This window comes from Staphylococcus sp. HMSC62A08, assembly GCF_001839105.1.
In the GTDB taxonomy this organism is placed as follows: Bacteria; Bacillota; Bacilli; order Staphylococcales; family Staphylococcaceae; genus Staphylococcus; species Staphylococcus caprae.
The window spans coordinates 454,306-480,092 of the sequence record NZ_KV840039.1 but is presented as its reverse complement, the minus strand read 5'-3'; the positions used below and the strand labels follow the sequence as shown (position 1 = coordinate 480,092).

The 25,787-nt window shown below is 34.1% G+C and carries 23 protein-coding genes and 1 pseudogene; 18 read left to right on the top strand and 6 right to left on the bottom strand.

What is annotated here, in order from left to right:
- Positions 1-271 precede the first annotated feature (271 nt).
- Entirely contained in the window at positions 272-823 is a 552-nt protein-coding gene (gene def / locus HMPREF3264_RS08205; protein WP_002442143.1) for a peptide deformylase, read from the bottom strand.
- A 221-nt stretch (positions 824-1,044) separates the two neighbouring features.
- Here def and HMPREF3264_RS08200 point away from each other — a divergent pair, with 221 nt between their 5' ends.
- The 13 genes and pseudogenes from HMPREF3264_RS08200 to HMPREF3264_RS08140 all read left to right on the top strand — a co-directional run bounded on the left by HMPREF3264_RS08200 (position 1,045) and on the right by HMPREF3264_RS08140 (position 13,738).
- Positions 1,045-1,671 carry a YkyA family protein gene (locus HMPREF3264_RS08200; protein ID WP_002442144.1) on the top strand — a complete coding sequence of 209 codons (627 nt, stop codon included), beginning with the start codon at positions 1,045-1,047 and terminating at the stop codon, positions 1,669-1,671.
- A 171-nt stretch (positions 1,672-1,842) separates the two neighbouring features.
- Positions 1,843-2,955 (top strand): pyruvate dehydrogenase (acetyl-transferring) E1 component subunit alpha, encoded by a 1,113-nt coding sequence (gene pdhA, locus HMPREF3264_RS08195; RefSeq protein WP_002442145.1) that lies wholly within the window; start codon positions 1,843-1,845, stop codon positions 2,953-2,955.
- Positions 2,956-2,958: 3 nt separating this feature from the next.
- The gene (locus HMPREF3264_RS08190) at positions 2,959-3,936 is read left to right on the top strand and encodes an alpha-ketoacid dehydrogenase subunit beta (protein ID WP_070872922.1); all 978 of its coding nucleotides are present in this window, start codon (positions 2,959-2,961) and stop codon (positions 3,934-3,936) included.
- Between the two features lie 153 nt (positions 3,937-4,089).
- Positions 4,090-5,421 carry a dihydrolipoamide acetyltransferase family protein gene (locus HMPREF3264_RS08185; protein ID WP_002442149.1) on the top strand — a complete coding sequence of 444 codons (1,332 nt, stop codon included), beginning with the start codon at positions 4,090-4,092 and terminating at the stop codon, positions 5,419-5,421.
- A 4-nt stretch (positions 5,422-5,425) separates the two neighbouring features.
- Positions 5,426-6,832 carry a dihydrolipoyl dehydrogenase gene (gene lpdA / locus HMPREF3264_RS08180; protein ID WP_002442150.1) on the top strand — a complete coding sequence of 469 codons (1,407 nt, stop codon included), beginning with the start codon at positions 5,426-5,428 and terminating at the stop codon, positions 6,830-6,832.
- Between the two features lie 151 nt (positions 6,833-6,983).
- Positions 6,984-7,259 (top strand): UPF0223 family protein, encoded by a 276-nt coding sequence (locus HMPREF3264_RS08175; protein ID WP_070831853.1) that lies wholly within the window; start codon positions 6,984-6,986, stop codon positions 7,257-7,259.
- Between the two features lie 167 nt (positions 7,260-7,426).
- Positions 7,427-7,966, top strand: a complete 540-nt coding sequence (locus tag HMPREF3264_RS08170; RefSeq protein ID WP_002442153.1) for a helix-turn-helix domain-containing protein — start codon at positions 7,427-7,429, stop codon at positions 7,964-7,966.
- A gap of 12 nt (positions 7,967-7,978) precedes the next feature.
- A complete protein-coding gene (locus HMPREF3264_RS08165; RefSeq protein ID WP_002442155.1) occupies positions 7,979-9,073 on the top strand; it encodes an ABC transporter ATP-binding protein in 1,095 nt (364 codons plus the stop codon).
- On the top strand, positions 9,066-9,869 hold the full coding sequence (locus HMPREF3264_RS08160) for an ABC transporter permease (protein WP_070831850.1): 804 nt from the start codon (positions 9,066-9,068) through the stop codon (positions 9,867-9,869). The genes HMPREF3264_RS08165 and HMPREF3264_RS08160 overlap by 8 nt, the downstream gene beginning before the upstream one ends.
- 5 nt (positions 9,870-9,874) lie before the next feature.
- Positions 9,875-10,687, top strand: a complete 813-nt coding sequence (locus tag HMPREF3264_RS08155) for an ABC transporter permease (RefSeq protein WP_070872919.1) — start codon at positions 9,875-9,877, stop codon at positions 10,685-10,687.
- Positions 10,684-11,757, top strand: a pseudogene (locus tag HMPREF3264_RS08150) (PotD/PotF family extracellular solute-binding protein). The gene HMPREF3264_RS08155 and the pseudogene HMPREF3264_RS08150 overlap by 4 nt, the downstream one beginning before the upstream one ends.
- Before the next feature lie 75 nt (positions 11,758-11,832).
- Positions 11,833-13,065, top strand: a complete 1,233-nt coding sequence (gene auxB / locus HMPREF3264_RS08145; RefSeq protein WP_070872917.1) for a lipoteichoic acid stability factor AuxB — start codon at positions 11,833-11,835, stop codon at positions 13,063-13,065.
- A 127-nt stretch (positions 13,066-13,192) separates the two neighbouring features.
- Entirely contained in the window at positions 13,193-13,738 is a 546-nt protein-coding gene (locus HMPREF3264_RS08140; RefSeq protein WP_070831841.1) for a DUF4064 domain-containing protein, read from the top strand.
- 40 nt (positions 13,739-13,778) lie between these two features.
- Here HMPREF3264_RS08140 and HMPREF3264_RS08135 read toward each other — a convergent pair whose 3' ends face one another.
- Both HMPREF3264_RS08135 and HMPREF3264_RS08130 read right to left on the bottom strand, forming a co-directional pair.
- A complete protein-coding gene (locus HMPREF3264_RS08135; RefSeq protein WP_070872915.1) occupies positions 13,779-15,125 on the bottom strand; it encodes an Nramp family divalent metal transporter in 1,347 nt (448 codons plus the stop codon).
- Positions 15,126-15,264: 139 nt separating this feature from the next.
- Entirely contained in the window at positions 15,265-15,876 is a 612-nt protein-coding gene (locus HMPREF3264_RS08130; protein ID WP_070872913.1) for a YktB family protein, read from the bottom strand.
- Positions 15,877-16,052: 176 nt separating this feature from the next.
- Between HMPREF3264_RS08130 and HMPREF3264_RS08125 the strand changes: the two genes are divergently transcribed.
- Positions 16,053-16,874, top strand: coding sequence for an inositol monophosphatase family protein (locus tag HMPREF3264_RS08125; RefSeq protein ID WP_002442173.1), 822 nt, complete (start codon positions 16,053-16,055; stop codon positions 16,872-16,874).
- A 174-nt stretch (positions 16,875-17,048) separates the two neighbouring features.
- Here the strand turns inward: HMPREF3264_RS08125 and HMPREF3264_RS08120 are convergent, their stop codons facing one another.
- A complete protein-coding gene (locus HMPREF3264_RS08120; RefSeq protein WP_002442175.1) occupies positions 17,049-17,240 on the bottom strand; it encodes a DUF5325 family protein in 192 nt (63 codons plus the stop codon).
- Positions 17,241-17,339: 99 nt separating this feature from the next.
- Between HMPREF3264_RS08120 and typA the strand changes: the two genes are divergently transcribed.
- Positions 17,340-19,187 carry a translational GTPase TypA gene (gene typA / locus HMPREF3264_RS08115; RefSeq protein WP_037541334.1) on the top strand — a complete coding sequence of 616 codons (1,848 nt, stop codon included), beginning with the start codon at positions 17,340-17,342 and terminating at the stop codon, positions 19,185-19,187.
- 58 nt (positions 19,188-19,245) lie between these two features.
- On the opposite strand, the gene HMPREF3264_RS08110 is transcribed toward typA, so the two are convergent.
- Together HMPREF3264_RS08110 and HMPREF3264_RS08105 are read right to left on the bottom strand one after the other, a co-directional pair.
- Positions 19,246-19,458: a YlaI family protein gene (locus HMPREF3264_RS08110; protein WP_002442179.1), complete on the bottom strand. Its 213-nt coding sequence runs from the start codon at positions 19,456-19,458 to the stop codon at positions 19,246-19,248.
- Position 19,459: 1 nt separating this feature from the next.
- Entirely contained in the window at positions 19,460-19,942 is a 483-nt protein-coding gene (locus tag HMPREF3264_RS08105) for a hypothetical protein (protein WP_070872910.1), read from the bottom strand.
- Positions 19,943-20,086: 144 nt separating this feature from the next.
- On the opposite strand from HMPREF3264_RS08105, the gene HMPREF3264_RS08100 reads away from it, so the two are divergent.
- The 3 genes from HMPREF3264_RS08100 to HMPREF3264_RS08090 all read left to right on the top strand — a co-directional run bounded on the left by HMPREF3264_RS08100 (position 20,087) and on the right by HMPREF3264_RS08090 (position 25,753).
- The gene (locus HMPREF3264_RS08100) at positions 20,087-20,362 is read left to right on the top strand and encodes an Fpa/YlaN family protein (RefSeq protein WP_002435383.1); all 276 of its coding nucleotides are present in this window, start codon (positions 20,087-20,089) and stop codon (positions 20,360-20,362) included.
- A 329-nt stretch (positions 20,363-20,691) separates the two neighbouring features.
- On the top strand, positions 20,692-21,915 hold the full coding sequence (gene ftsW, locus HMPREF3264_RS08095) for a cell division peptidoglycan polymerase FtsW (protein WP_002442184.1): 1,224 nt from the start codon (positions 20,692-20,694) through the stop codon (positions 21,913-21,915).
- A gap of 388 nt (positions 21,916-22,303) precedes the next feature.
- Positions 22,304-25,753, top strand: a complete 3,450-nt coding sequence (locus HMPREF3264_RS08090) for a pyruvate carboxylase (RefSeq protein WP_070872908.1) — start codon at positions 22,304-22,306, stop codon at positions 25,751-25,753.
- The last annotated feature ends 34 nt before the right edge of the window (positions 25,754-25,787 follow it).

Sequence of the window (25,787 nt, the reverse complement as noted above, 5' to 3'; positions counted from 1 at the left end):
ATTAGTATTGAATTACTAAGATTTCAGTTAAGTTATATTTTACATGATGTATTTGAATAAATAAAGCAGTTTTATCTTATCCAGTCGACAAACTTTTAAAGGATAATCTTTTAATTTTCAAACAATCTAATTTAGACATCGTTAATATTCGTTCGTGATAAATGGTGTATATTGTGTCATGTAATGAATTTTAAAAAATACATAAAAAGACACTTCACCAAATGTAATTAAATCATTACATAGTGAAGTGTCGTTATTTTAAAAACTTGGATTAAACCTCTACTGCATCTTCATGAGGTTTAAGTGGATTGTTAGCGTCAATATGGTCATAAAACATGACGCCATTTAAATGGTCAATTTCATGTTGGAATACAATCGCAGGGTAACCTTTAAGTCTTAGTTTAACTTCATTTCCGTCAATGTCTTGAGCTTTGATTGTTACTCTATTGTGACGGTGTACTAAACCTGGAATGTTTTCATCTACACTTAGACAACCTTCGCCAGTAGGTAGGTAAGCTTCCTGAACACTATGGCTCATTACTTTAGGGTTTACGAGCATATAATCATATGATTTACCATTACCATCATCCGGTAAATAAACTGCAATCATACGTTTAGCAACATTTATTTGTGGTGCAGCTAAGCCTACACCTGAACGTAAACCATAACGTTTAGCGATTTCCTCATCTTGACTATTAATTAGAAACTCTCGCATTGAGCGTAATGTTTCTTTATCTTCTTCTGAAATTGGGAAACTTAATTCTTTAGCCTTTTCACGAAGTGTTGGATGACCATCTTTTATAATATCTTTCATTGTTAACATGTCATACACCTTCCTTATTAAATAATATATCAGATACTACAGTTATAAGTACATTATTAGATACTCAATATGACGTATTGATTTAATTTTAATAGTGAAAAATAAATCAAACTCATACAAGACATCACAGACACTAATCAATAGCTTTATTCCTCTGTATTGATTTATAATCAATTATTATTTAATATTACAAGCGAACAACTATGAGGAGGTAACAGTTAATGAAGTTTGGTAAAACTGTCGCAATTGTCCTAACGTCAACAGTGTTATTAGCTGGATGTACAACTGACAAAAAAGAAATAAAAAAATATGATGATCAGGTTCAAAAAGCTTTTGACCAAGAAAAAACAGTCAATTCTACTAGTAAGAAAATTAATAAATTAGAAGAAGATAAACAAAAATTATTCAAAAAAGTTAATGACAAAGATCAAAATACAAGAAAGCAAGCAGCTGAAGATATTGTAGACAATGTTAAGAAACGTCAGAATGAATTTAAAAATGAAGAGGAAGCTTTAAGCAAATCAGAAAAAGAATTTAAAAAAGCGAATCAATATATGAATCATATTGATAATTCAACTAAGAAAAAAGAAGTTACACAACTTAATGATGCTATTAAAGAAAAATACAAAGCACATGATGCATATGCAAAGGCTTACAAAAAGGCACTTAATAAAGAAAAAGAACTGTTTACTTACTTAAATCAAGATGGTGCAACACAATCTGAAGTAGATAGTAAATCTAAAGATTTATCTCGTGCTTATAAAGATATGAATAAAAAGTTCAATGCCTACTCAAAAGCGATGAGAAAGGTAACTCAAGAGAAACAAGATGTTGATCAATTGAAGTAATGAAAAATATTGATACAGTTATGCGGAAAGTACTATAACAGACCGTGTAACTGTATCTTTTTGTATTGAAACAGAACTTTATGAAATCGTTTAACAGGTAAATTCATTTGTGATACAATTAGGGAGGATAAAATGAATTTCTATTTACATGGGAAAGGTATGGTGAATTGAATGGCTCCTAAGTTACAAGCCCAATTCGATGCAGTTAAAGTATTAAATGAAACTCAATCGAAATTTGAAATGGTTCAAATTTTGGATGAGGATGGTAATGTCGTAAATGAAGACTTAGTACCTGATTTAACAGATGAACAATTAGTAGAATTAATGGAAAGAATGGTATGGACACGTATCCTTGATCAACGTTCAATCTCATTAAATAGACAAGGACGTTTAGGTTTCTACGCGCCTACAGCTGGTCAAGAAGCATCTCAACTTGCTTCACAGTATGCGTTAGAAAAAGAAGATTTCATCCTACCTGGTTACCGTGATGTTCCACAAATTATTTGGCATGGTTTACCACTTACAGAAGCTTTCTTATTCTCAAGAGGACACTTCAAAGGTAACCAATTCCCTGAAGGCGTTAATGCGTTAAGCCCGCAAATTATTATCGGTGCTCAATACGTACAAACTGCTGGTGTAGCATTTGGTCTTAAGAAACGTGGTAAAAACGCTGTAGCTATTACTTACACAGGTGATGGTGGTTCATCACAAGGTGACTTCTATGAAGGAATCAACTTCGCTTCAGCATATAAAGCACCTGCAATTTTTGTAATACAAAATAATAATTATGCTATTTCTACACCTCGTAGTAAACAAACTGCTGCTACTACATTAGCTCAGAAAGCAGTTTCAGTAGGTATACCTGGTATTCAAGTAGATGGTATGGATGCTTTAGCAGTATATCAAGCGACTTTAGAAGCGCGTGAACGTGCTGTCGCAGGTGAAGGACCTACTGTCATTGAAACTTTAACTTATCGTTATGGACCACATACAATGGCTGGTGACGATCCTACTCGTTATAGAACTTCAGATGAAGATGCAGAATGGGAGAAAAAAGACCCATTAGTTCGTTTCAGAAAATATTTAGAAGCTAAAGGTTTATGGAACGAAGATAAAGAAAATGAAGTCATTGAGCGTGCTAAATCTGAAATTAAAGCAGCTATTAAAGAGGCCGACAATACAGATAAACAAACTGTTACTTCTCTAATGGATATTATGTATGAAGATATGCCTCAAAATTTATCAGAACAATATGAAATTTACAAAGAGAAGGAGTCGAAGTAAGCCATGGCACAAATGACAATGGTTCAAGCGATTAACGACGCGCTTAAAAGTGAACTTAAAAGAGACGAAGACGTATTAGTCTTTGGTGAAGACGTTGGTGTTAACGGCGGTGTATTCCGTGTTACTGAAGGATTACAAAAAGAATTTGGTGAAGATCGAGTATTCGATACGCCTTTAGCTGAATCAGGTATTGGTGGTTTAGCTTTAGGTTTAGCTGTAACAGGATATCGACCAGTTATGGAAATCCAATTCTTAGGATTCGTATTTGAAGTATTTGACGAAGTTGCTGGTCAAATCGCTCGTACACGTTTCCGTTCAGGTGGTTCTAAACCTGCACCTGTAACTGTTCGCGCACCATTTGGTGGGGGAGTACATACTCCAGAATTACACGCAGATAACTTAGAAGGTATTTTAGCTCAATCTCCTGGGTTAAAAGTTGTTATTCCATCAGGTCCATATGATGCGAAAGGCTTATTAATTTCAGCGATTCAAAGTAATGACCCTGTCGTATACTTAGAACACATGAAATTATATCGTTCATTCCGTGAAGAAGTACCTGAAGAAGAATATACAATTGATATTGGTAAAGCTAATGTCAAAAAAGAAGGTAACGATATTTCACTTATCGCATATGGCGCTATGGTACAAGAATCATTAAAAGCAGCAGAAGAACTTGAAAAAGACGGACATTCTGTTGAAGTGATTGACTTACGCACAGTTCAACCTATTGATATTGAAACTTTAGTAGCTTCAGTAGAGAAAACAGGTCGTGCGGTTGTCGTTCAAGAAGCACAACGTCAAGCTGGTGTTGGTGCTCAAGTAGCTGCTGAATTAGCAGAACGTGCAATCCTTTCATTAGAAGCACCTATTGCTCGTGTTGCTGCAGCTGATACAGTGTATCCATTTACTCAAGCTGAAAATGTATGGTTACCTAATAAAAATGACATTATCGAGCAAGCTAAAGCGACATTAGAATTCTAATTTTATTTAGTTTCTACGAATTATTTAGCTATCTATAGCATTGAGTAATGAATAAGTGTAAACTAAGTTGTAAGGGCTTCCTTAACTTGCAACTTTAGTATATAAATTTTTGAAATGATTTTGATCAAGTAAAAATCTTAGGAGGACAAGAACGTGGCATTTGAATTTAGATTACCCGATATTGGGGAAGGTATCCACGAAGGTGAAATTGTTAAGTGGTTTGTTAAAGCTGGAGATACCATCGAAGAAGATGATGTCTTAGCAGAAGTACAAAACGATAAATCCGTAGTAGAAATACCTTCACCAGTTAGCGGAACTGTAGAAGAAGTTTTAGTAGATGAAGGAACTGTTGCAGTAGTTGGTGACGTTATTGTAAAAATTGATGCTCCTGATGCTGAAGAAATGCAATTTAAAGGTAGTCATAGTGATGATTCTTCTTCTAAACAAGAAGAACAACAAGAAGAAGCACCTGCTAAAGAAGAAACAACTTCATCACAATCTCAAGAAACTTCAACATCTTCAAGTCAAGAAGCAGAAGTTGATGAGAACAAAACTGTTAAAGCTATGCCTTCTGTACGTAAATACGCACGTGAAAACGGTGTAAATATCAAAGCTGTTACGGGCTCAGGTAAAAACGGACGTATTACTAAAGAAGACGTAGATGCATACTTAAACGGAGGAAGCGCAGATTCAGCTTCTAACGAAAGTGCTGCTTCATCAGCTGCATCAACAGGTAGCGAAGAAACGAGTGCTTCAACTAGTCAATCATTACCTGAAGGTGACTTCCCAGAAACTACTGAGAAGATTCCTGCTATGCGTAAAGCAATCGCTAAAGCAATGGTTAACTCTAAACATACAGCACCTCATGTTACTTTAATGGATGAAATTGATGTGCAAGCGTTATGGGATCACCGTAAGAAATTTAAAGAAATTGCAGCTGAACAAGGTACGAAACTAACGTTCTTACCATATGTTGTAAAAGCATTAGTTTCAGCACTTAAAAAATATCCAGCACTTAACACTTCATTTAATGAAGAAGCTGGTGAAGTTGTACACAAACACTATTGGAATATCGGTATCGCAGCTGACACTGACAGAGGCTTATTAGTACCTGTAGTGAAACATGCTGACCGTAAATCAATCTTTGAAATTTCAGATGAAATCAATGAACTTGCTGTTAAAGCACGTGATGGTAAATTGACTTCTGAAGAAATGAAAGGTGCAACTTGTACAATTAGTAATATCGGTTCAGCTGGTGGACAATGGTTCACTCCAGTTATCAATCACCCAGAAGTAGCCATCTTAGGAATTGGCCGAATTGCTCAAAAACCTATTGTTAAGGATGGAGAAATTATAGCAGCTCCAGTACTTGCATTATCATTAAGCTTTGACCATAGACAAATTGATGGTGCGACTGGACAAAATGCTATGAATCACATTAAACGTTTATTAAATAATCCAGAACTATTATTAATGGAGGGGTAAAAACATGGTAGTTGGAGATTTCCCAATTGAAACAGATACTATTGTAATCGGAGCAGGTCCTGGTGGATATGTTGCAGCAATCCGCGCAGCACAATTAGGACAAAAAGTAACAATCGTTGAGAAAGGTAATTTAGGTGGCGTGTGCTTAAACGTTGGTTGTATTCCTTCTAAAGCATTACTACATGCTTCTCATCGTTTTGTTGAAGCGCAACATTCAGAAAACTTAGGGGTTATTGCTGAAAGCGTTTCTTTAAACTATGAAAAAGTCCAAGAATTCAAATCATCAGTAGTTAATAAATTAACTGGCGGTGTTGAAGGATTATTAAAAGGTAACAAAGTTGAAATCGTTAAAGGTGAAGCTTACTTTGTAGACAATAATAGTCTTCGTGTAATGGACGAAAAGAGTGCTCAAACTTACAATTTCAAACATGCAATTATTGCAACTGGTTCTAGACCAATTGAAATTCCTAACTTTGAATTCGGTGAACGCGTTATTGACTCAACTGGCGCATTAAACTTACAAGAAGTTCCTGGTAAACTTGTTGTTGTCGGTGGCGGATATATCGGTTCTGAATTAGGTACAGCATTTGCAAACTTCGGTTCAGAAGTAACAATCCTTGAAGGTGCGAAAGACATCTTAGGCGGATTTGAAAAACAAATGACACAACCAGTTAAAAAAGGCATGAAAGAAAAAGGTATCGAAATTGTCACTGAAGCGATGGCTAAATCTGCTGAAGAAACTGAAAACGGTGTTAAAGTTACTTATGAAGCTAAGGGCGAAGAACAAACAATCGAAGCTGATTACGTATTAGTAACAGTTGGACGTCGTCCAAACACTGATGAATTAGGTTTAGAAGAATTAGGTCTTAAATTCGCTGATCGTGGCTTATTAGAAGTAGATAAACAAAGCCGTACTTCTATTGAAAATATCTTTGCAATTGGTGATATCGTACCTGGTTTACCACTTGCACATAAAGCAAGTTATGAAGCTAAAGTTGCTGCTGAAGCCATTGATGGTCAAGCAGCAGAAGTTGATTACATTGGTATGCCTGCAGTATGCTTCACTGAGCCAGAATTAGCTCAAGTAGGATACACTGAAGCACAAGCTAAAGAAGAAGGTTTATCAATCAAAGCTTCTAAATTCCCATACGCAGCTAACGGACGTGCGTTATCATTAGATGACACTAACGGTTTCGTTAAACTCATCACACTTAAAGAAGACGATACAATTATCGGTGCGCAAGTTGTTGGTACTGGTGCTTCTGATATTATCTCTGAATTAGGTTTAGCAATTGAATCAGGTATGAATGCTGAAGATATCGCATTAACTGTTCATGCTCATCCAACTTTAGGTGAAATGTCAATGGAAGCTGCTGAAAAAGCAATTGGATATCCAATCCATACTATGTAATTAAAATAGTTAAGGATTAATCATTATATATAGCTGAGACTCGTTATTCACGGGTCTCAGTTTTTTTATGCACTTATTCAAACTAGTTGTTTTATGAAAATAGCTCCGATACACTAAAAATATATTATTAACATTAGGAGGCTAGAATTAAATGGAATATCAATATCCTCTAGATTTAGATTGGACAAATGAAGAAATGATGAAAGTCATTCATTTTTTTAATAAAATTGAAAATTATTATGAATCCTCTGTCAAAGGTGAAGAGGTCAAGCATGCTTATAAACAATTTAAAGAAATTGTGCCAGGTAAAGCTGAAGAAAAACAAATCTTTAAAGAATTTGAAAATAAAAGTGGATACAATAGTTATAAAGTTGTTCAAGAGGTTAATAAACATCCTGAACAGCAAATATTTGGTAAAGAAGTTTAAAATACGTCGTTATCGATCTAAAACATAAAATAATGACATATTCATTTATTTGAAACTATCTCATAAAACTATTGCTTACAAAGCTATATTCTGTTACTTTTATAAAGCATTAAACAAAATGTTTGATATTAGTAAACTTAATATAGCTTTTTTTAGGTGGTTAAATGATGGATATAGGAAGTAAATTGCGCAACTTAAGACGTATTAAAAACTTAACTCAGGAAGAACTTGCAGAACGTACAGATTTATCGAAAGGGTATATTTCACAGATTGAAAGTCAACATGCGTCTCCAAGTATGGAAACCTTTTTAAGTATATTGGAAGTATTAGGTACTTCGGCAAGTGACTTTTTTAAAGAAAGTACTAACGAGAAAGTTTTATATAAAAAAGCAGATCAAGTCACATATGATGAATATGATCGCGGATACATACTGAACTGGCTTGTTACAGATTCTAATGAATTTGAAATGGAGCCACTCATTCTTACATTACGACCAGGCGCATCCTATAAGAATTTCAAACCATCTGATTCAGACACATTTATTTATTGTTTAGAAGGTGAAGTGTCTTTATTATTAGGTAATCAAACATATCAAGCTACCACTCGGGATGTTCTTTATTTTAAAGCTAAAGATAAACATCGCTTATTTAATGACACAAATGAAGAAGTGAAGATTTTAATAGTTGCCACAGCTTCATATTTATAGGGAGGAATGTTCATGAATCCATTACTTTCATTTAAATCTGTGAGTAAAGGTTATGACGGTGTACAAATTTTAGACGAAATAGATATAGATATTGAGTCAGGGCATTTTTATACATTATTAGGGCCTTCAGGCTGTGGTAAGACAACGATATTAAAGTTAATCGCTGGATTCGAATATCCTGATAGTGGTGAAGTTATTTATCAGAATAAACCTATAGGGAAATTACCGCCGAACAAACGTAAAGTGAATACAGTGTTCCAGGATTATGCACTATTTCCACATCTTAACGTTTATGACAATATTGCTTATGGTTTAAAATTAAAAAAACAAAGCAAATCGGAAATAGATAAAAAGGTGACTGAAGCATTAAAATTAGTTAAGTTATCTGGATATGAACAAAGACAAATAGAGGGTATGAGTGGTGGTCAAAAACAACGTGTAGCGATTGCGCGTGCCATTGTCAATGAACCTGAAATTTTGTTACTTGACGAATCTTTATCTGCATTGGATTTGAAATTACGTACAGAAATGCAATATGAATTGAGAGAACTTCAATCTCGTTTAGGTATTACCTTTATATTTGTTACCCACGATCAAGAGGAAGCATTAGCACTAAGTGATTATATATTTGTGATGAAAGACGGTAAAATTCAACAATTCGGGACACCTATTGATATTTATGATGAGCCAGTCAATCGTTTTGTTGCTGATTTTATTGGTGAATCTAATATTGTTGAAGGGCGCATGGTTGAAGATTTTGTCGTAAATATTTATGGTCAAGATTTTGAATGTGTAGATATGGGTATCCCAGAAAATAAAAAAGTTGAAGTCGTAATACGTCCTGAAGACATTTCACTCATTGATAAGGAGCAGGGGCTTTTCAAAGCAAGAGTGGATTCTATGTTATTTAGAGGTGTACATTACGAAATTTGTTGTATCGATAGAAAAGGATACGAGTGGGTGATTCAATCGACTAAGAAAGCTGAAGTTGGCAGTGAAGTAGGCCTATTCTTTGAACCTGAAGCGATTCACATTATGGTGCCAGGTGAGACTGAGGAAGAGTTTGATAAACGAATTGAGAGTTATGAGGATGTAGATAATGCGTAATATCAATAAATTATTAATTATTCCTTATTTATTGTGGATGGTAATATTTATCATCATTCCAGTCATTTTACTTGTATATTTTTCATTTATGGATGTGCATGGCCATTTTAGCTTTACCAACTATGAACAAATTTTCACGATGCGATATTTCAAAATGTTCATAGATTCAATATGGTATGCAATTCTCATTACATTGATTACTTTAGTCGTTAGTTATCCAGCGGCATATTTTATCACGCATTCTAAGTATCAAAATATTTTATTGATGATAATGATTATTCCTACATGGATTAATTTACTGCTGAAGACCTATGCATTTATAGGATTATTAAGTCATGATGGTATTATAAATCAAACACTTCACATCTTTCACTTGCCAGTATTCAATATGCTGTTTACAAGTGGTGCGTTTCTACTTGTTGCAAGTTATATTTATATTCCATTTATGATACTACCTATTTTTAATAGTATGAAAGCAATCCCTAATCATTTATTGCAAGCGTCGAGTGATTTAGGTGCTAGCCCAATGACAACCTTTAGAAAGGTCATTATGCCTTTAACAAAAGAAGGTGTCATGACAGGTATTCAAGTTACATTTATCCCTGCATTGTCGCTGTTTATGATTACTCGACTGATTGCTGGTAATAAAGTTATTAATATAGGAACTTCAATTGAAGAACAATTCTTAACGATTCAAAATTATGGCATGGGTTCAACCATTGCATTGTTCTTAATTATATTTATGGCGTTCATATTAATTGTAACGAAATCTAAATCATCGAATGGGAAGGGGTGAATGACGTGAAGTGGTATGGAAAGTTGTACATAGGAATACTTATCGCAATCTTATATATACCTATTCTATTTTTAATGGTATATTCTTTTAATTCAGCTGGAAATATGATTCATTTTGAGCATTTCACGTTAGCACATTATCAAACGCTTTTCCAAGATGACCGATTAATGTCTGTGATATTTAATACGATTGCCATTGCATTGTTAGCTGCCTCAATCTCAACAGTCATCGGTACCTTTGGTGCGATTGCTTTATACTATTTACGTAACAAGAAATTTAAAGTTACTTTACTGACTTTGAATAATGTACTGATGGTGTCATCAGATGTTGTTATTGGTGCTTCATTTTTAATTATGTTTACAGCAATTGGACATTTTACAGGCTTAGGTTTAGGATTTTCTACAGTTTTAGCATCACATATAGCATTTTGTATCCCGATCGTGGTGATTATCGTGCTACCGCAACTATACGAGATGAACGATAATATGCTGAATGCTGCTAGAGATTTAGGTGCTAATGAATCGCAATTGTTAAGTAGTGTTATTATCCCTAATATTATGCCTTCCATTATTGGTGGATTTTTCATGGCATTAACTTATTCATTAGATGACTTTACAGTAAGCTTTTTCGTAACAGGAAATGGCTTTAGTGTTTTATCTGTAGAAGTTTACGCGATGGCTAGAAAAGGTATAAGTATGGAGATAAACGCTATTTCTACAATTTTATTTGTAGCTATATTAATAGGTATAATAGGATATTATGCTATTCAACACTTCGTTAAACGACAAAAGATGGTGAAGCGGGGTGTAAATGAATGAAACGATTTTTACAACTCATCATTTCTGCAATAGTCATTGGCGTATTATGTTTAGTTGTAAGTCATTGGTTTAAATCAAAGGAGAACACCCCAACACATGAAAAGATTTATGTTTATAATTGGGGTGAATATATCGATCCTAGTTTAATTAAAAAGTTTGAAAAAGAGACTGGTATACAAGTGGTTTATGAAACATTTGATTAAAATGAAGCAATAAAAACTAAGATTCGTAATGGTGGTACACATTATGACGTCGCATTCCCAAGTGAGTATACGGTCCAAAAATTAAAACGTTCAAATTTGTTAGTACCCTTGGATCATAAAAAAATTCCTAATATGAAAAATCTTGATTCAGATTATACGAATATGTCATATGATCCACATAATAAATATTCTTTACCATATTTCTTTGGTACAGTGGGTATCCTATATAATAAGGAAAAATATCCTCACGCAAACTTTAATAGTTGGAGTGATTTGTATCAATCTAAATATAAAAATGATATTTTATTAGTGGACGGTGCTAGGGAAATCATGGGCATGGGTCTGAATAAACTAGGATATAGTTTAAATGATAACAACCCTTCCCATATTAAAGAAGCGGAAAAAGATTTAAAAAAATTAGCGCCACAAGTGCGAGGTGTCGTAGGTGATGAAATTACGATGATGCTTCAACAAAACGAAGGTAATATTGCCGTTGTTTGGAGTGGCGTAGCAGCACCTTTAGTACAAGATAATGACAAATTTGATTACGTGATACCTAAAGAAGGTTCTAATCTTTGGTTTGATAACATGGTTATCCCTAAAACAGCACAAAATAAAGAAGGTGCATATAAATTTATGAACTTCTTATTAGATGCGAAAAATAATAAACAGAATACGGAATGGGTAGGCTATGCAACACCTAACAAAGCAGCAAGAAATCAATTGCCTAAAGATGTTAGAGATGATGATAGATTTTATCCTACAAAGAAAGAACAGAATCGCTTAGAGGTATATAAAGATTTAGGACAAAAAACGCTTGGAGATTATAATGAAAGTTTTTTAAATTTCAAAATGTCTCTGAAATAATGTAGAGATAAATGGTAGTTATTTATTCGTTTATCCTATATAATGATTTGATAGTAAAGTAAGGAGTTGTAGCGGATGTCAGGAGAGCAATACACACAAATTAAGCGTCCAGTCAGTCGGCTAACTGAAAAAGTTTTAGGTTGGTTTAGTTGGGTATTCTTACTCATATTGACGATTATAACTATGTTTATTGCACTCGTATCATTTAGTAATGATACGTCAATAGCTAATTTAGAAAGTTCATTAAATAACAATGAACTGATACAACAAATTTTAGGAAACAATGATTTAAGTACAACTCAATTTGTCATTTGGTTACAAAATGGTGTATGGGCGATTATTGTTTACTTTATCGTTTGTCTATTAATTTCTTTTTTAGCATTAATATCAATGAATATTAGAATTCTTTCAGGTTTCTTATTTCTATTGGCAGCAGTAGTTACGATTCCTTTAGTATTTTTAGTGGTCACTTTAATTATTCCAATTTTATTCTTTATCATCGCAATTATGATGTTTGCTAGAAGGAATAAAGTTGAGACAGTGCCCGCATATTATAACGATGATTATGGTCAACCATACTATGATGAACGTGAATATTATGATCATCACGAACCTCATTCTAGACCTCGAGATGATTATTATGAAGAGGACTATCATCAAGGTTATTACGATGAATATGAACAACCACGAGACGAAAAGGAAAATAGAAATACAAGAAGACAACTTAGAAAAGAACGTCGACAAAAAGAAGCATTTGAAGCGCAACAATATGAACAGCCATATGATAATCATTTAGATCATGACTACGCTAATAGAGAACAGTATGAGGAAACAGATGATAAATATTCACAATTTCCTAAACGTGCTGTAGAAAGTGAATATGCTTCTAGTCAGAATACTGAGGAAGAACCTGAAGTGATGTCTAGACAGGCAAAATATAACAAGAAATCTAAAAAAGCGAATCGCGAAGATCAAATGCAAGAGAATAACTATCAGGATAATGATGATTATAGTTATGGCTATGACGATGGCTACAATAATTATCAGGAACCAATAGAACCTCAAGTTGATCCTAAAGAACTTAAGGCACAGCGGAAGAGAGAAAAAGCTGAAATTCGTGCGAAGAAAAAAGAAAAGAAAAAAGCTTATAATAAACGCATGAAAGAAAAAAGAAAAAATCAACCAAGTGCTGTTAATCAACGTCGAATGAATTATGAAGAGCGACGTCAAATGTTCCATGGTAATCATGATGATGAAGGTACAAAAGAGAACACAACTGAACAAGATGACAATAGTGAAAATAAATAATATTAATCATTGTTAGGCTGGGGCATAATCAATTTATTACCCCAGCCTTTTTTGTATGCATTCGCGATACAACTTAAATTTTAGTATGATTAAGATAAGAAGATTATTTGAGGTGGTGCATAGAATTATGAACAGAAAAACAGAAATCATTTTAGCATGGGTAGCGAATGGGCTAAGTATCATGTACTTATTATTAACAGGGATGTCACTCATTGTTATGAAAAGTAGTGAGAATCAACAACAATATAACGATATACTCAAACAATTCTATGGAAGCGAACAAAATGTTACTCCTGATATTTTATTTGCATCTATGATTATTTCAATTGGCTTTTTAGCCTTTTCTACTTTGCTTGGTGTTGTAGGGGCGTTAATTATCAAAGGACGTAAAAATTTAGCAGGTTGTTTATTTATAGCAGCAGCGATTACAGGAATTGTTACTATGAATCTTATTGCTATGATTTTATGGATTATTGTAGCTGTATTGCTATTTTCTAAAAAAGATAGTCGTCATCAAAGTTACTTTAACAATACGAATGGTACGCAGAATTCAAATGAGCGTCGTAATCTAGCAAACAATGATAATTTAAACCAGAATCATACTCGCCAAGATGAGTGGGACCCAGAAAAAGAACTTAAGGATCGTAAAAAAGATGACCCTTATATATATTAGTTGATTGGACATAAAAAAAGATGGCGTATGCCATCTTTTTTTATAACTCTTGAAACGTTTGAATAATTAAATAGATATTTAATCCACTTAGTATTACAATCAGCGTCCATGAAATAATGTTAACCCACATCTTATTAATAAATGGTCCCATTAATTTCTTATTACTTGTAGCCAATTGAAGCGGTATTAATGAAAAAGGTAACGCTATACTTAAGAATACTTGTGAAAACACTAGTAATTGTTCTATTTTTTCAGCATTACCTCTGAAAATGATTAAACAAATAATAACTGGTATGACTGCAAGCGAACGTGTGATTAGACGACGCATCCAGTTAGGAATGGATAATCTTAAGAATCCTTCCATAACGATTTGTCCTGCTAACGTTCCAGTAATCGTTGAGTTCTGTCCTGATGCTAATAGGGCAACTGCAAATAGTGTGCTCATCACACCACCCATTGCTGCACCTAATGCCGGTTCAGTTTTCAACGCATGATATAAATCATAGAATCCACCTAAATCGTTAGTTTTAGTTCCGAAAAAGAGGGCAGCACCTAGTGTTAGTAATAAACAATTGACTACAAATGCAATAGATAATTGAAGATTTGAATCAATTGTTGCGTACTTAATAGCTTGTGCTTTTTCTTGATTATCATGACGATTATACTTACGTGATTGCACGATAGATGAATGTAAATATAAATTATGTGGCATGATTGTAGCCCCAATAATACCTAAAGCGATATATAGTATGCCTTGGTTTGTCACAATTTCTTTATGTGGAACAAATCCATTTAGAATATCAGTTAAATGTGGTGAAGAAATAAACACTTCAAACACGAATATTGCCAGAACTGTAAATATTAAAGTACCTACAATGGCTTCGATCTTTCTGAAACCAAAACGCATAATAAATAGTAATAGAAATACATCGAATACTGTGATTAATGCACCAACGATTAGTGGAATGCCGAAAATTAAATCTAAAGCAATCGCACTCCCAATCACTTCGGCGATATCAGTGGCAATGATTGCTAACTCTGCAATAATCCAGAAAACTATCGCAATGGGTTTACTTAAAAAATGACGTGTCATTTGTGCAAGGTCTTTACCAGTTGCTATTCCTAATCTTACCGTCATACTTTGTAATAACATCGCTGCCAAACTTGAGATTAAAATCACGAATAGCAAGGTATAACCGTATTGCGCGCCACCTTGCATAGATGTAATCCAGTTTCCTGGATCCATGTAACCCACAGCTACTAATAATCCAGGTCCGAGAAATGCTAGAAATTTCTGACTTGCACTACCTTTATGATCAAAATGAATAGTATTATTGATTTCATCTAAGCTTTGATGTTGTTCATAATTGTTGTCTTTTATACTCAATAAACTCACCTCTAAAATCTTATGAAAATATATTAACCTAAACAAAAAGTTAGGTCAACCTAAAAATGTTGCATCACATTAAAAAAGCTTGAATAGCATTGTATTAAATACTACTCAAACTTTATAAATCAAAATTATTTTATTGATAAAATTTTAAGAACTGATCAAATGTTTCTTCTACGAATTGTAAGAAAGCTTTGTCGCTTTTCAATCTTTTATCAGAAGGTTCAATTGCTCGTGCTACGAAAAATTCACCTTTTTTCACGTTAATCGCGCGATCAATTGCTTTTTTAAGATCATCTTCACTCATCTCTTTAATAAGTGTTTTTTCTGGTTTCATGTGATCTAAACATAAGCTATAGTCGTTAGGTAATGCTTTGATTTTATCAAAATGCTTTTTAAAGATTTTCATTTGTTCGGCTTTATTTTTAGCCTCATGCATGACACCGAACATAATAAATAGTTGATCTCTAAATAATCCAATTTGGAAATGAGGTAACATCTTATAACCACGTTTATTAGGTGCGAATGCGACCCAAGTATCTACAGGTGGGTTCACGCTTCGACGTGCATGTTTCGCTACGTGAGGATAGAACTCTTCACCTGTTTGTGAACTGAAATAATCAGCGAAATAGTCTCCTAATTGATTTAACTGTGGTCTAACATGCTCATTCAGTGCTTCCATTCTATTCTCTAAACCATCAACATCAAATGCTTTAAAATCTTTTGGCGCAAATGTATATTTAGTCATTTTATGCCTCCTCATGTATTGATTACCGTTATTGTAGCATAAGTATTTACCTATTATCTAAAGTTAGAACCTTACTTATGAGGGTTTCAAATTTTACAATTAAGGTATATCAATATGTATTAATATAATTTTCGAGAAAACATCATGTATAATGTTAAGTAATAGGAGATGATACGATGGCACTATACGATTTTGCTAAAGGTATAATATTAGAGGCTGGGAATAAAGTAAGACATTGGATGAAAGAAGACTTGGATATTGAAACGAAGTCTAATCCTAATGATTTAGTTACAAATGTAGATAAAGCTACTGAAAATTTCCTTTATGAAACAATACACCATAATTATCCAGACCACCGTGTGATAGGGGAAGAAGGGCATGGACATGAATTAACGGATACGAATGGTGTCATTTGGGTCATTGATCCAATTGATGGAACGCTTAACTTTGTACATCAACAAGAAAATTTCGCTATTTCAATTGGGATTTATTATAATGGGGAACCTTATGCTGGTTTTGTTTACGATGTCATGAAGGATGTTCTGTATCATACAAAGGTTGGAGAAGGTGCCTATGAAAATACTCATCTACTTAAGCCTCTAGAAGATACTGAACTTAAAACAAGTATCATTGGAATCAATCCTAATTGGTTAACCAAACCGATTATGGGCAAGATATTTATGCCAATTGTAAATGATGCAAGAAGTGCACGTGCTTATGGAAGTGCTGCACTCGAAATTATAAGTGTGGCTAAAGGACAACTCGCTGCATATCTCACTCCAAGATTGCAACCATGGGACTATGCCGGTGGTTTGATGATTTTGAATGAAGTTGGAGGAATAGGTACAAACTTATTAGGTGACCCATTGGAAATGAATCGACCTAATTCTATAGTAATGGCAAATAAACAATTACATGACCAAATATTAAATCAATATTTAAGTGAGTTTAAAGAGACCATCGCGTCGCATCATGAAAAGCGATTTGGTAGAAAATAATGGAAAAGACGACAAGACACAACGTTTTGTTTTGAAAATGATAAATGAAATCTTGAAATAAAATGAGCTCCTAAAATGAAAGTGACTATCCTTCATTTTAGGAGCTATTATGCTTATATTAATGGTCTAGCCAGTTTGTAACATGATTCAAAATAAATTAATCAGATGATTTCTTTATAGCCAATTATTTTCACGGTATTTCTTTTTAACTGTGAAGCCAACGCCAAATGTTGCAATGAGTAGTATAAATGTTAAAATCATCATTGGAACATTTGCAGCGCCTACTGCAAAGCTAAATAAAGTTAAGAAAACGACTGCTAAAATAGAGAACACCCAGAAGATGCCTTTTGATTTTTTTTGTTGCATCCCATACCCCACCTTTTACTTATCTTTTCACTAATATATGATATAATAAAACAGTTGTAATTAAAAGTGGGAGTTTACTCAAGAAAGGAAATTTATAAAATGACTAATTTAAGAGAAGATGTTCGTAATATAGCGATTATTGCGCACGTTGACCATGGTAAAACAACTTTAGTAGATGAGTTGCTTAAACAGTCTGGTATTTTCAGAGAGAATGAACATGTCGACGAACGTGCAATGGATTCAAACGATTTAGAAAGAGAACGTGGTATTACGATTCTTGCTAAAAATACGGCGATTGATTATAAGGGCACACGTATTAATATATTAGATACACCTGGACACGCCGATTTCGGTGGGGAAGTTGAACGTATCATGAAAATGGTAGACGGTGTTGTGCTTGTTGTCGATGCTTATGAAGGTACAATGCCTCAAACACGCTTTGTGCTTAAAAAAGCATTAGAGCAAAACTTAAAACCTGTAGTAGTTGTAAATAAAATTGATAAACCTGCTGCACGACCAGAAGGTGTAGTAGATGAAGTATTAGACTTATTTATCGAATTAGAAGCAAATGATGAACAATTAGACTTCCCAGTTGTTTATGCATCAGCAGTAAATGGTACAGCAAGTCTTGAGTCAGATAAACAAGATGAAAACATGCAATCTCTTTATGAAACAATTATTGATTACGTACCTGCACCTGTTGACAATCATGATGAGCCATTACAATTCCAAGTTGCATTATTAGACTATAATGACTACGTTGGCCGTATTGGTATTGGCCGTGTATTCAGAGGTAAAATGCGTGTTGGTGATAATGTCTCATTAATTAAATTAGATGGGTCTATTAAGAACTTCCGTGTAACTAAAATCTTTGGTTATTTCGGATTAAAACGTGAAGAAATTGAAGAAGCACAAGCAGGTGACTTGATTGCTGTATCAGGAATGGAAGACATTAACGTGGGTGAAACAGTTACACCACATGATCATCAAGAAGCGTTACCTGTATTACGTATTGATGAACCAACACTTGAAATGACTTTCCGGGTTAATAACTCACCATTCGCTGGTCGTGAAGGTGACTACGTTACTGCACGCCAAATTCAAGAAAGATTAGAACAACAACTTGAAACAGACGTTTCATTAAAGGTTACACCAACAGACCAACCAGATGCATGGGTTGTAGCTGGACGTGGTGAATTACATTTATCAATCTTAATTGAAAACATGAGACGTGAAGGTTTCGAATTACAAGTTTCTAAACCTCAAGTTATCTTACGAGAAATTGATGGCGTATTAAGTGAACCATTTGAACGTGTACAATGTGAGGTTCCTTCAGAAAATGCCGGTGCAGTCATCGAATCATTAGGTGCACGTAAAGGTGAAATGTTAGACATGTTGACAACAGATAATGGTCTAACTCGTTTAATCTTCATGGTTCCAGCGCGTGGTATGATTGGTTATACAACTGAATTCATGTCTATGACACGTGGTTATGGTATTATCAACCATACTTTCGAAGAGTTCAGACCTCGTGTTAAAGCTCAAATTGGTGGACGTCGTAATGGTGCCTTGATTTCAATGGACCAAGGACAAGCAACATCATATGCAATTATTAACTTAGAAGACCGTGGTGTAAACTTTATGGAACCAGGTACAGAAGTTTATGAAGGTATGATTGTTGGTGAGCATAATCGTGAAAATGACTTAACAGTTAATATCACTAAAGCGAAACATCAAACTAACGTACGTTCAGCAACGAAAGACCAAACACAAACAATGAATCGTCCTAGAATTTTAACGCTAGAAGAAGCGCTACAATTTATCAATGACGATGAGTTAGTAGAGGTAACACCAGAAAGTATTAGATTAAGAAAGAAAATCTTAAATAAATCTGCACGTGAAAAAGAAGCAAAACGTGTTAAACAAATGATGCAAGAAGATCAATAAGATATAGAAAAGGTGCGACTCAAGCTTTAAAATGACTTGAGTCGCACCTTTTTATTAGTTACGATTCATTATTATTTTGTGAGTGACTATCTTGCTTTTGAGGATTCTCATTGATCACTTGTGGTTGGCGTTGCTTAGGCGTGTCTAAACGACTCTTACAATCATCACACATAAAAGTGCGAATAGGGTTATTTCTTAGACGTTTAGCTTCCAAAGTATTCTCATCTATGAATACTTTAGTTTCACAAATGATACATTGAACTTCTAACACATTAAATCACCTCAATATGAGTTACATATTTAAATTCATATGTATACCCTTCTTCAGGAATGTAAACAAAGCTATCTACTGCGTTATCGCTGTATAAACGTTTGCCATCTTTTGCGAATTGGAAGAATAAATAAGGTAATAAATCCATTGGTACTTCAATAGAATGCTCTTCATTATATAATTTAATCGCTTTTGCTTGTTGATGTGGTTCAGCATTTTTGAAAAATGGAGTCATATTAATCACAAAAGTACCTTCTAGAACTGAACGTTTTTTATATTTAATTTCAGAATCAAGCGTAGGCGGATTTGTTTGTCCTTCTAGAATTGCTCGATTCCATTCAGTGTTATCTTCAAACTTAACTGGACGAGTACCGTCGAATACCCCACGTTCTAAATCGTCGATACTTACCTTTCTGTCATCAAAAATCCAAGTTGTACTATCTAATGAGATAGGGAACTTGACTGCGCCTTTAATTTGAATCATATATGCCCACTCCCTAATTTTTTATCTTCAATTATTTTAACATAAATTCATACCGACTTAATTCAAATTCACTTGCTTTTTAATATCTATTAAGATAAACTTCTAATGTGAAGATATTAATTGAAATGATAGGGGGAATATGTCATGGCTAACCAATCGAAATTAAATAATGCGGCATATGACCAGTTGAATAAAGATGCGGATAGAATTTTACATCTTATTAAAGTTCAAATGGATAACTTAACTTTACCTTCTTGTCCGCTTTATGAAGAAGTGCTAGATACACAAATGTTTGGCCTTCAAAAAGAGGTTGATTTTGCTGTTCAACTTGGTTTAGTTGATAAAGAAGATGGTAAGCAATTAATGTTAAGACTGGAAAAAGAACTTTCTAAATTACATGAAGCTTTCACAAACGTTTAATGTTTTATTTATCATAGATAACATAACGCACTTATTTAAAGTGTCGAAATAATTGCGTTGATTCAATATATAATCGCGACCACGTATAAACATCCATTGTACATATACGTTATCGTATCAGTGACTGAGATGGTATCTAATTCGATATCTTACTCAGTCATTTTTGTTTAATTGTTTTTAAAATAAATGCGCACTTAACCTAATAATATTTGTTAATTCTAAGGATTCAAGTATATAATAGGTAAGACAGCTTTTTAAAAAGTGAAGATAAATTTACTAAGTCAACGAAGTGATTAACTTTAAAAATTTAGAATTGGATGATCTAGTATATGAATAATTTTAAAAATATAATGCGGTATATTGGAAAAACTTCTAAATTTATCGATTATCCATTGTTGGTTACATATGTAGTCCTTTGTTTGATTGGATTAGTAATGGTTTATAGTGCAAGTATGGTCGCTGCGACTAAAGGTACCTTAACCGGTGGTGTAGCCGTTTCTGGAACGTACTTTTATAATAGACAGCTACTGTACGTCATTATGAGTTTCGCCATCGTATTCTTTATGGCATTCATCATGAATGTGAAAATCCTGAAGAAACCTAATGTTCAAAAGGGAATGATGATTGGTATATTCCTACTTTTACTTTTAACATTAGTTATTGGTAAAAATATCAATGGTTCTAAAAGTTGGATTAATTTAGGATTTATGAACCTACAAGCATCAGAGTTACTTAAAATTGCCATTATTCTTTACATACCTTTTATGATTGAAAAGAAAATGCCGGCAGTGAGACAAAACATCAAGTTAATCTTAGGTCCAATTCTATTTGTAGTAACATGTCTGGTACTTGTACTTTTCCAAAAAGACGTCGGACAAACAATGTTAATACTGATTATATTTTTCTCTATCATTTTCTATTCTGGCATCGGTGTACAGAACATGTTGAAATGGGGAATATTAGTATTTATAGGCTTTGTTATCATCGCCACCTTTATGTTGATTTTACACATGGTTCCAAGTTACTTAGAGGCGCGTTTTAGCACGTTAACTAATCCATTTGGTCAGGAATCTGGTACGGGTTATCATATTTCCAACTCTTTAATGGCAATAGGTAATGGAGGCTTATTCGGACGTGGACTTGGCAACAGTATAATGAAACTAGGGTATCTCCCTGAACCACATACCGATTTTATTTTCGCAGTTATCTGTGAGGAATTAGGTCTTGTAGGTGGATTAATCGTTATTATTTTAGAATATTTCATTGTATATCGTGCGTTCCAATTAGCGAATAAAACACCTTCACATTTCTATAAGTTAGTATGTGTCGGTATCGCAAGTTATATTGGAAGTCAGACATTTGTAAACATTGGTGGTATTTCTGCGACGATTCCGTTAACAGGTGTCCCGTTACCATTTATTAGTTTTGGTGGTTCAGCCATGATTAGTTTAAGTATTGCGATGGGACTTTTATTAATTACCGCTAAACAAATCAAACAAGATGATAAACGTCTTAAACAACGTAAAATCGATATCAAACGCCGTTATAATTGAATATAAAAGAGAGACAATCTGTTGAAGTTGTATGTCCTTACTATGTAGGAATCACTTCTCTATAGGTTGTCTTTTTTGTCTATAAACTAAATTAGACTGGTGAGAATTTTAAAATTCTGTAAAGGAAAGATGTCAAACTAGCATATGAGAAATATAGATGATAATATTAAGTTATCAATAGTAATAAGTTTTATTGAAGTTAAATCATAAACATGATCGTTATTTCATTTTGAAGTTGTGAGAAAATTTCTGATTCAACAAAATGTTACAAAACGATAAATTGTTTTTAACTTTGTAAATTACTATAGAATTATTCAAGCATTTAAGATAAAATTTTATTATCTAATTAGTTAGAAAATTCAAAATATTACGAGGGGTGTCTCAGCTTTTGAAACATATAAAGAAGTTACTTGTTGCTAACCGTGGTGAAATTGCCATTAGGATTTTTAGAGCAGCAGCAGAATTAAATATCAGTACAGTAGCAATATATTCTAATGAAGATAAAAGTTCATTACATAGATATAAGGCAGATGAGTCCTATCTCGTTGGTAGTGATTTAGGTCCTGCTGAAAGTTATTTAAATATTGAACGAATTATCGAGGTAGCAAAACGTGCAGGTGTCGATGCGATTCACCCTGGGTATGGTTTTCTAAGTGAGAATGAACAATTTGCGCGTCGTTGTGCAGAAGAAGGTATTAAGTTTATCGGTCCTCATTTAGAACATTTAGATATGTTTGGAGATAAAGTTAAGGCAAGAACAACGGCAATTCGCGCCAATTTACCTGTGATTCCAGGTACTGATGGGCCAATTGAAAGCTTTGAAGCGGCACAGCAATTTGCTCTTGAAGCTGGTTTTCCACTGATGATTAAAGCTACAAGTGGTGGCGGTGGTAAAGGGATGCGTATTGTTCGTGAAGAGAGTGAACTTGAAGATGCCTTTCACCGTGCTAAGTCAGAAGCTGAAAAGTCTTTCGGTAATAGCGAAGTTTATATTGAGAGATACATTGATAATCCAAAACATATTGAAGTGCAAGTAATTGGTGACGAACAAGGTAACATCATACATTTATATGAAAGAGATTGTTCGGTACAACGACGTCATCAGAAAGTTGTAGAAGTCGCTCCTTCAGTTGGTTTATCGGAAAGTTTGAGAGAACGTATTTGTGAAGCGGCAATTCAACTCATGGAAAATATTAAATATGTCAATGCTGGGACAGTTGAATTTTTAGTTTCAGGCGATGAATTCTTCTTCATAGAGGTGAATCCACGTGTTCAAGTTGAACATACTATTACTGAAATGATTACGGGAATTGACATTGTTAAAACACAAATCTTAGTCGCTGATGGCGAATCGTTATTTGGTGAGAGAATAGCAATGCCACAACAACAAGATATCCAAACACTTGGGTATGCAATTCAATGTCGTATTACAACTGAAGACCCAACCAATGATTTCATGCCTGATTCAGGTACGATTATCGCTTATCGTTCAAGTGGTGGTTTTGGTGTAAGATTAGATGCTGGTGATGGTTTCCAAGGTGCTGAAATCTCTCCTTATTACGATTCATTACTTGTTAAACTCTCTACGCATGCATTTTCATTTAAGCAAGCCGAAGAGAAGATGGAACGTTCATTACGTGAAATGCGTATCCGTGGTGTGAAAACGAACATACCTTTCTTAATCAATGTGATGCGTAACGATAAATTCAGAAGTGGCGATTATACAACTAAATTTATAGAAGAAACACCAGAATTATTTGATATTGCCCCGACGCTTGATAGAGGTACGAAGACTCTTGAATATATTGGAAATGTGACGATTAACGGTTTCCCTAATGTAGCGCAACGTCTTAAACCAGATTATGAATCTACTTCTATACCTAAAGTGTCTCAAGAGCGTATCAATCATTTATCTGGTACGAAACAAATTCTAGATGAACAAGGGCCTAAAGGCGTAGCAGATTGGGTTAGAGCACAAGAAGATGTATTAATTACGGATACAACTTTTAGAGATGCGCATCAATCTTTACTAGCTACACGTGTAAGAACGAAAGATATGATGAATATCGCTTCTAAAACGGCTGAAGTATTTAAAGATAGCTTTTCTTTAGAGATGTGGGGCGGTGCAACATTTGACGTTGCTTATAATTTCTTAAAGGAAAATCCATGGGAACGTCTTGAACGTCTACGTAAAGCAATCCCAAATGTATTATTCCAAATGCTTTTACGTGCATCCAATGCAGTAGGATATAAAAATTATCCTGATAACGTCATTAAAAAGTTTGTAGAGGAAAGTGCTAAAGCAGGCGTAGATGTATTCCGTATATTTGATTCATTAAACTGGGTAGATCAAATGAAAGTCGCAAATGAAGCCGTTCAAGAAGCAGGTAAAATTTCCGAAGGTGCAATTTGTTATACTGGAGATATTTTAAATGTTGAACGTTCTAATATTTATACATTAGATTATTATGTGAATATGGCTAAAGAACTCGAGAGAGAAGGATTCCATATTTTAGCAATTAAAGATATGGCAGGTCTACTGAAACCAAAAGCAGCGAATGAATTAATTGGAGAATTACGATCAGCAGTCGATCTACCAATTCATCTGCATACACATGATACGAGTGGAAATGGCTTACTCACTTATAAACAAGCGATTGATGCAGGTGTTGATATTATTGATACAGCTGTGGCGTCTATGAGTGGGTTAACTAGTCAACCTAGTGCAAACTCACTTTACTACGCATTGAATGGGTTCCCTCGTAATTTAAGAACAGACATTGAAGGATTAGAAGAACTGAGCCATTATTGGGCAACAGTTCGTCCATATTATACGGACTTTGAAAGTGACATAAAATCACCTAATACTGAAATTTACCAACATGAAATGCCAGGCGGACAGTATTCAAATTTAAGTCAACAAGCTAAAAGTTTAGGCTTAGGAGAGCGTTTCGATGAAGTTAAAGATATGTATCGTAGAGTGAATTTCTTATTTGGAGATATTGTCAAGGTGACACCATCATCTAAAGTGGTCGGAGATATGGCGCTTTACATGGTACAGAATGATTTGGATGAATCTTCAGTACTTAGCGAAGGTCATAAACTTGATTTCCCTGAATCGGTAGTCTCATTCTTTAAAGGAGAAATTGGTCAACCGGTAAACGGATTTAATCAAAAGTTACAAGATGTCATTCTTAAAGGACAAGTTCCACTTACTGAAAGGCCAGGAGAATATTTAGAGCCTGTGGACTTTGAAGCAATTCGTGAAGCGTTAGCCGAGAAACAACATGACGAAGTGACTGAGCAAGATGTGATTAGCTATGTCTTATATCCAAAAGTTTATGAGCAATATATTCAAACGAAAGCTCAATATGGTGATTTATCGTTATTAGATACACCAACATTCTTATTTGGTATGCGTAACGGTGAAACAGTAGAAATTGAAATTGATACTGGTAAACGTTTAATTATTAAACTTGAAACGATTAGTGAACCTGATGAAAATGGTAATCGTACTATTTATTACGCAATGAATGGTCAAGCACGTCGTATTTATATCAAAGATGAAAATGTAAAGACGAATGCGAATGTAAAACCAAAAGCTGATAAAACGAATCCTAGTCATATTGGGGCACAAATGCCTGGTTCAGTAACAGAAGTGAAAGTATCTGTAGGCGATGAAGTTAAAGCTAATCAACCATTGCTAATTACTGAAGCGATGAAGATGGAAACTACTATACAAGCGCCTTTTGATGGTGTAATTAAACAAGTGAATGTAGTTAGTGGCGATGCGATTGCGACAGGCGATTTACTCGTTGAAATAGAAAAGCTATCATAACATGCCCGCCCGCCCAATTGTGTGACAATACGTC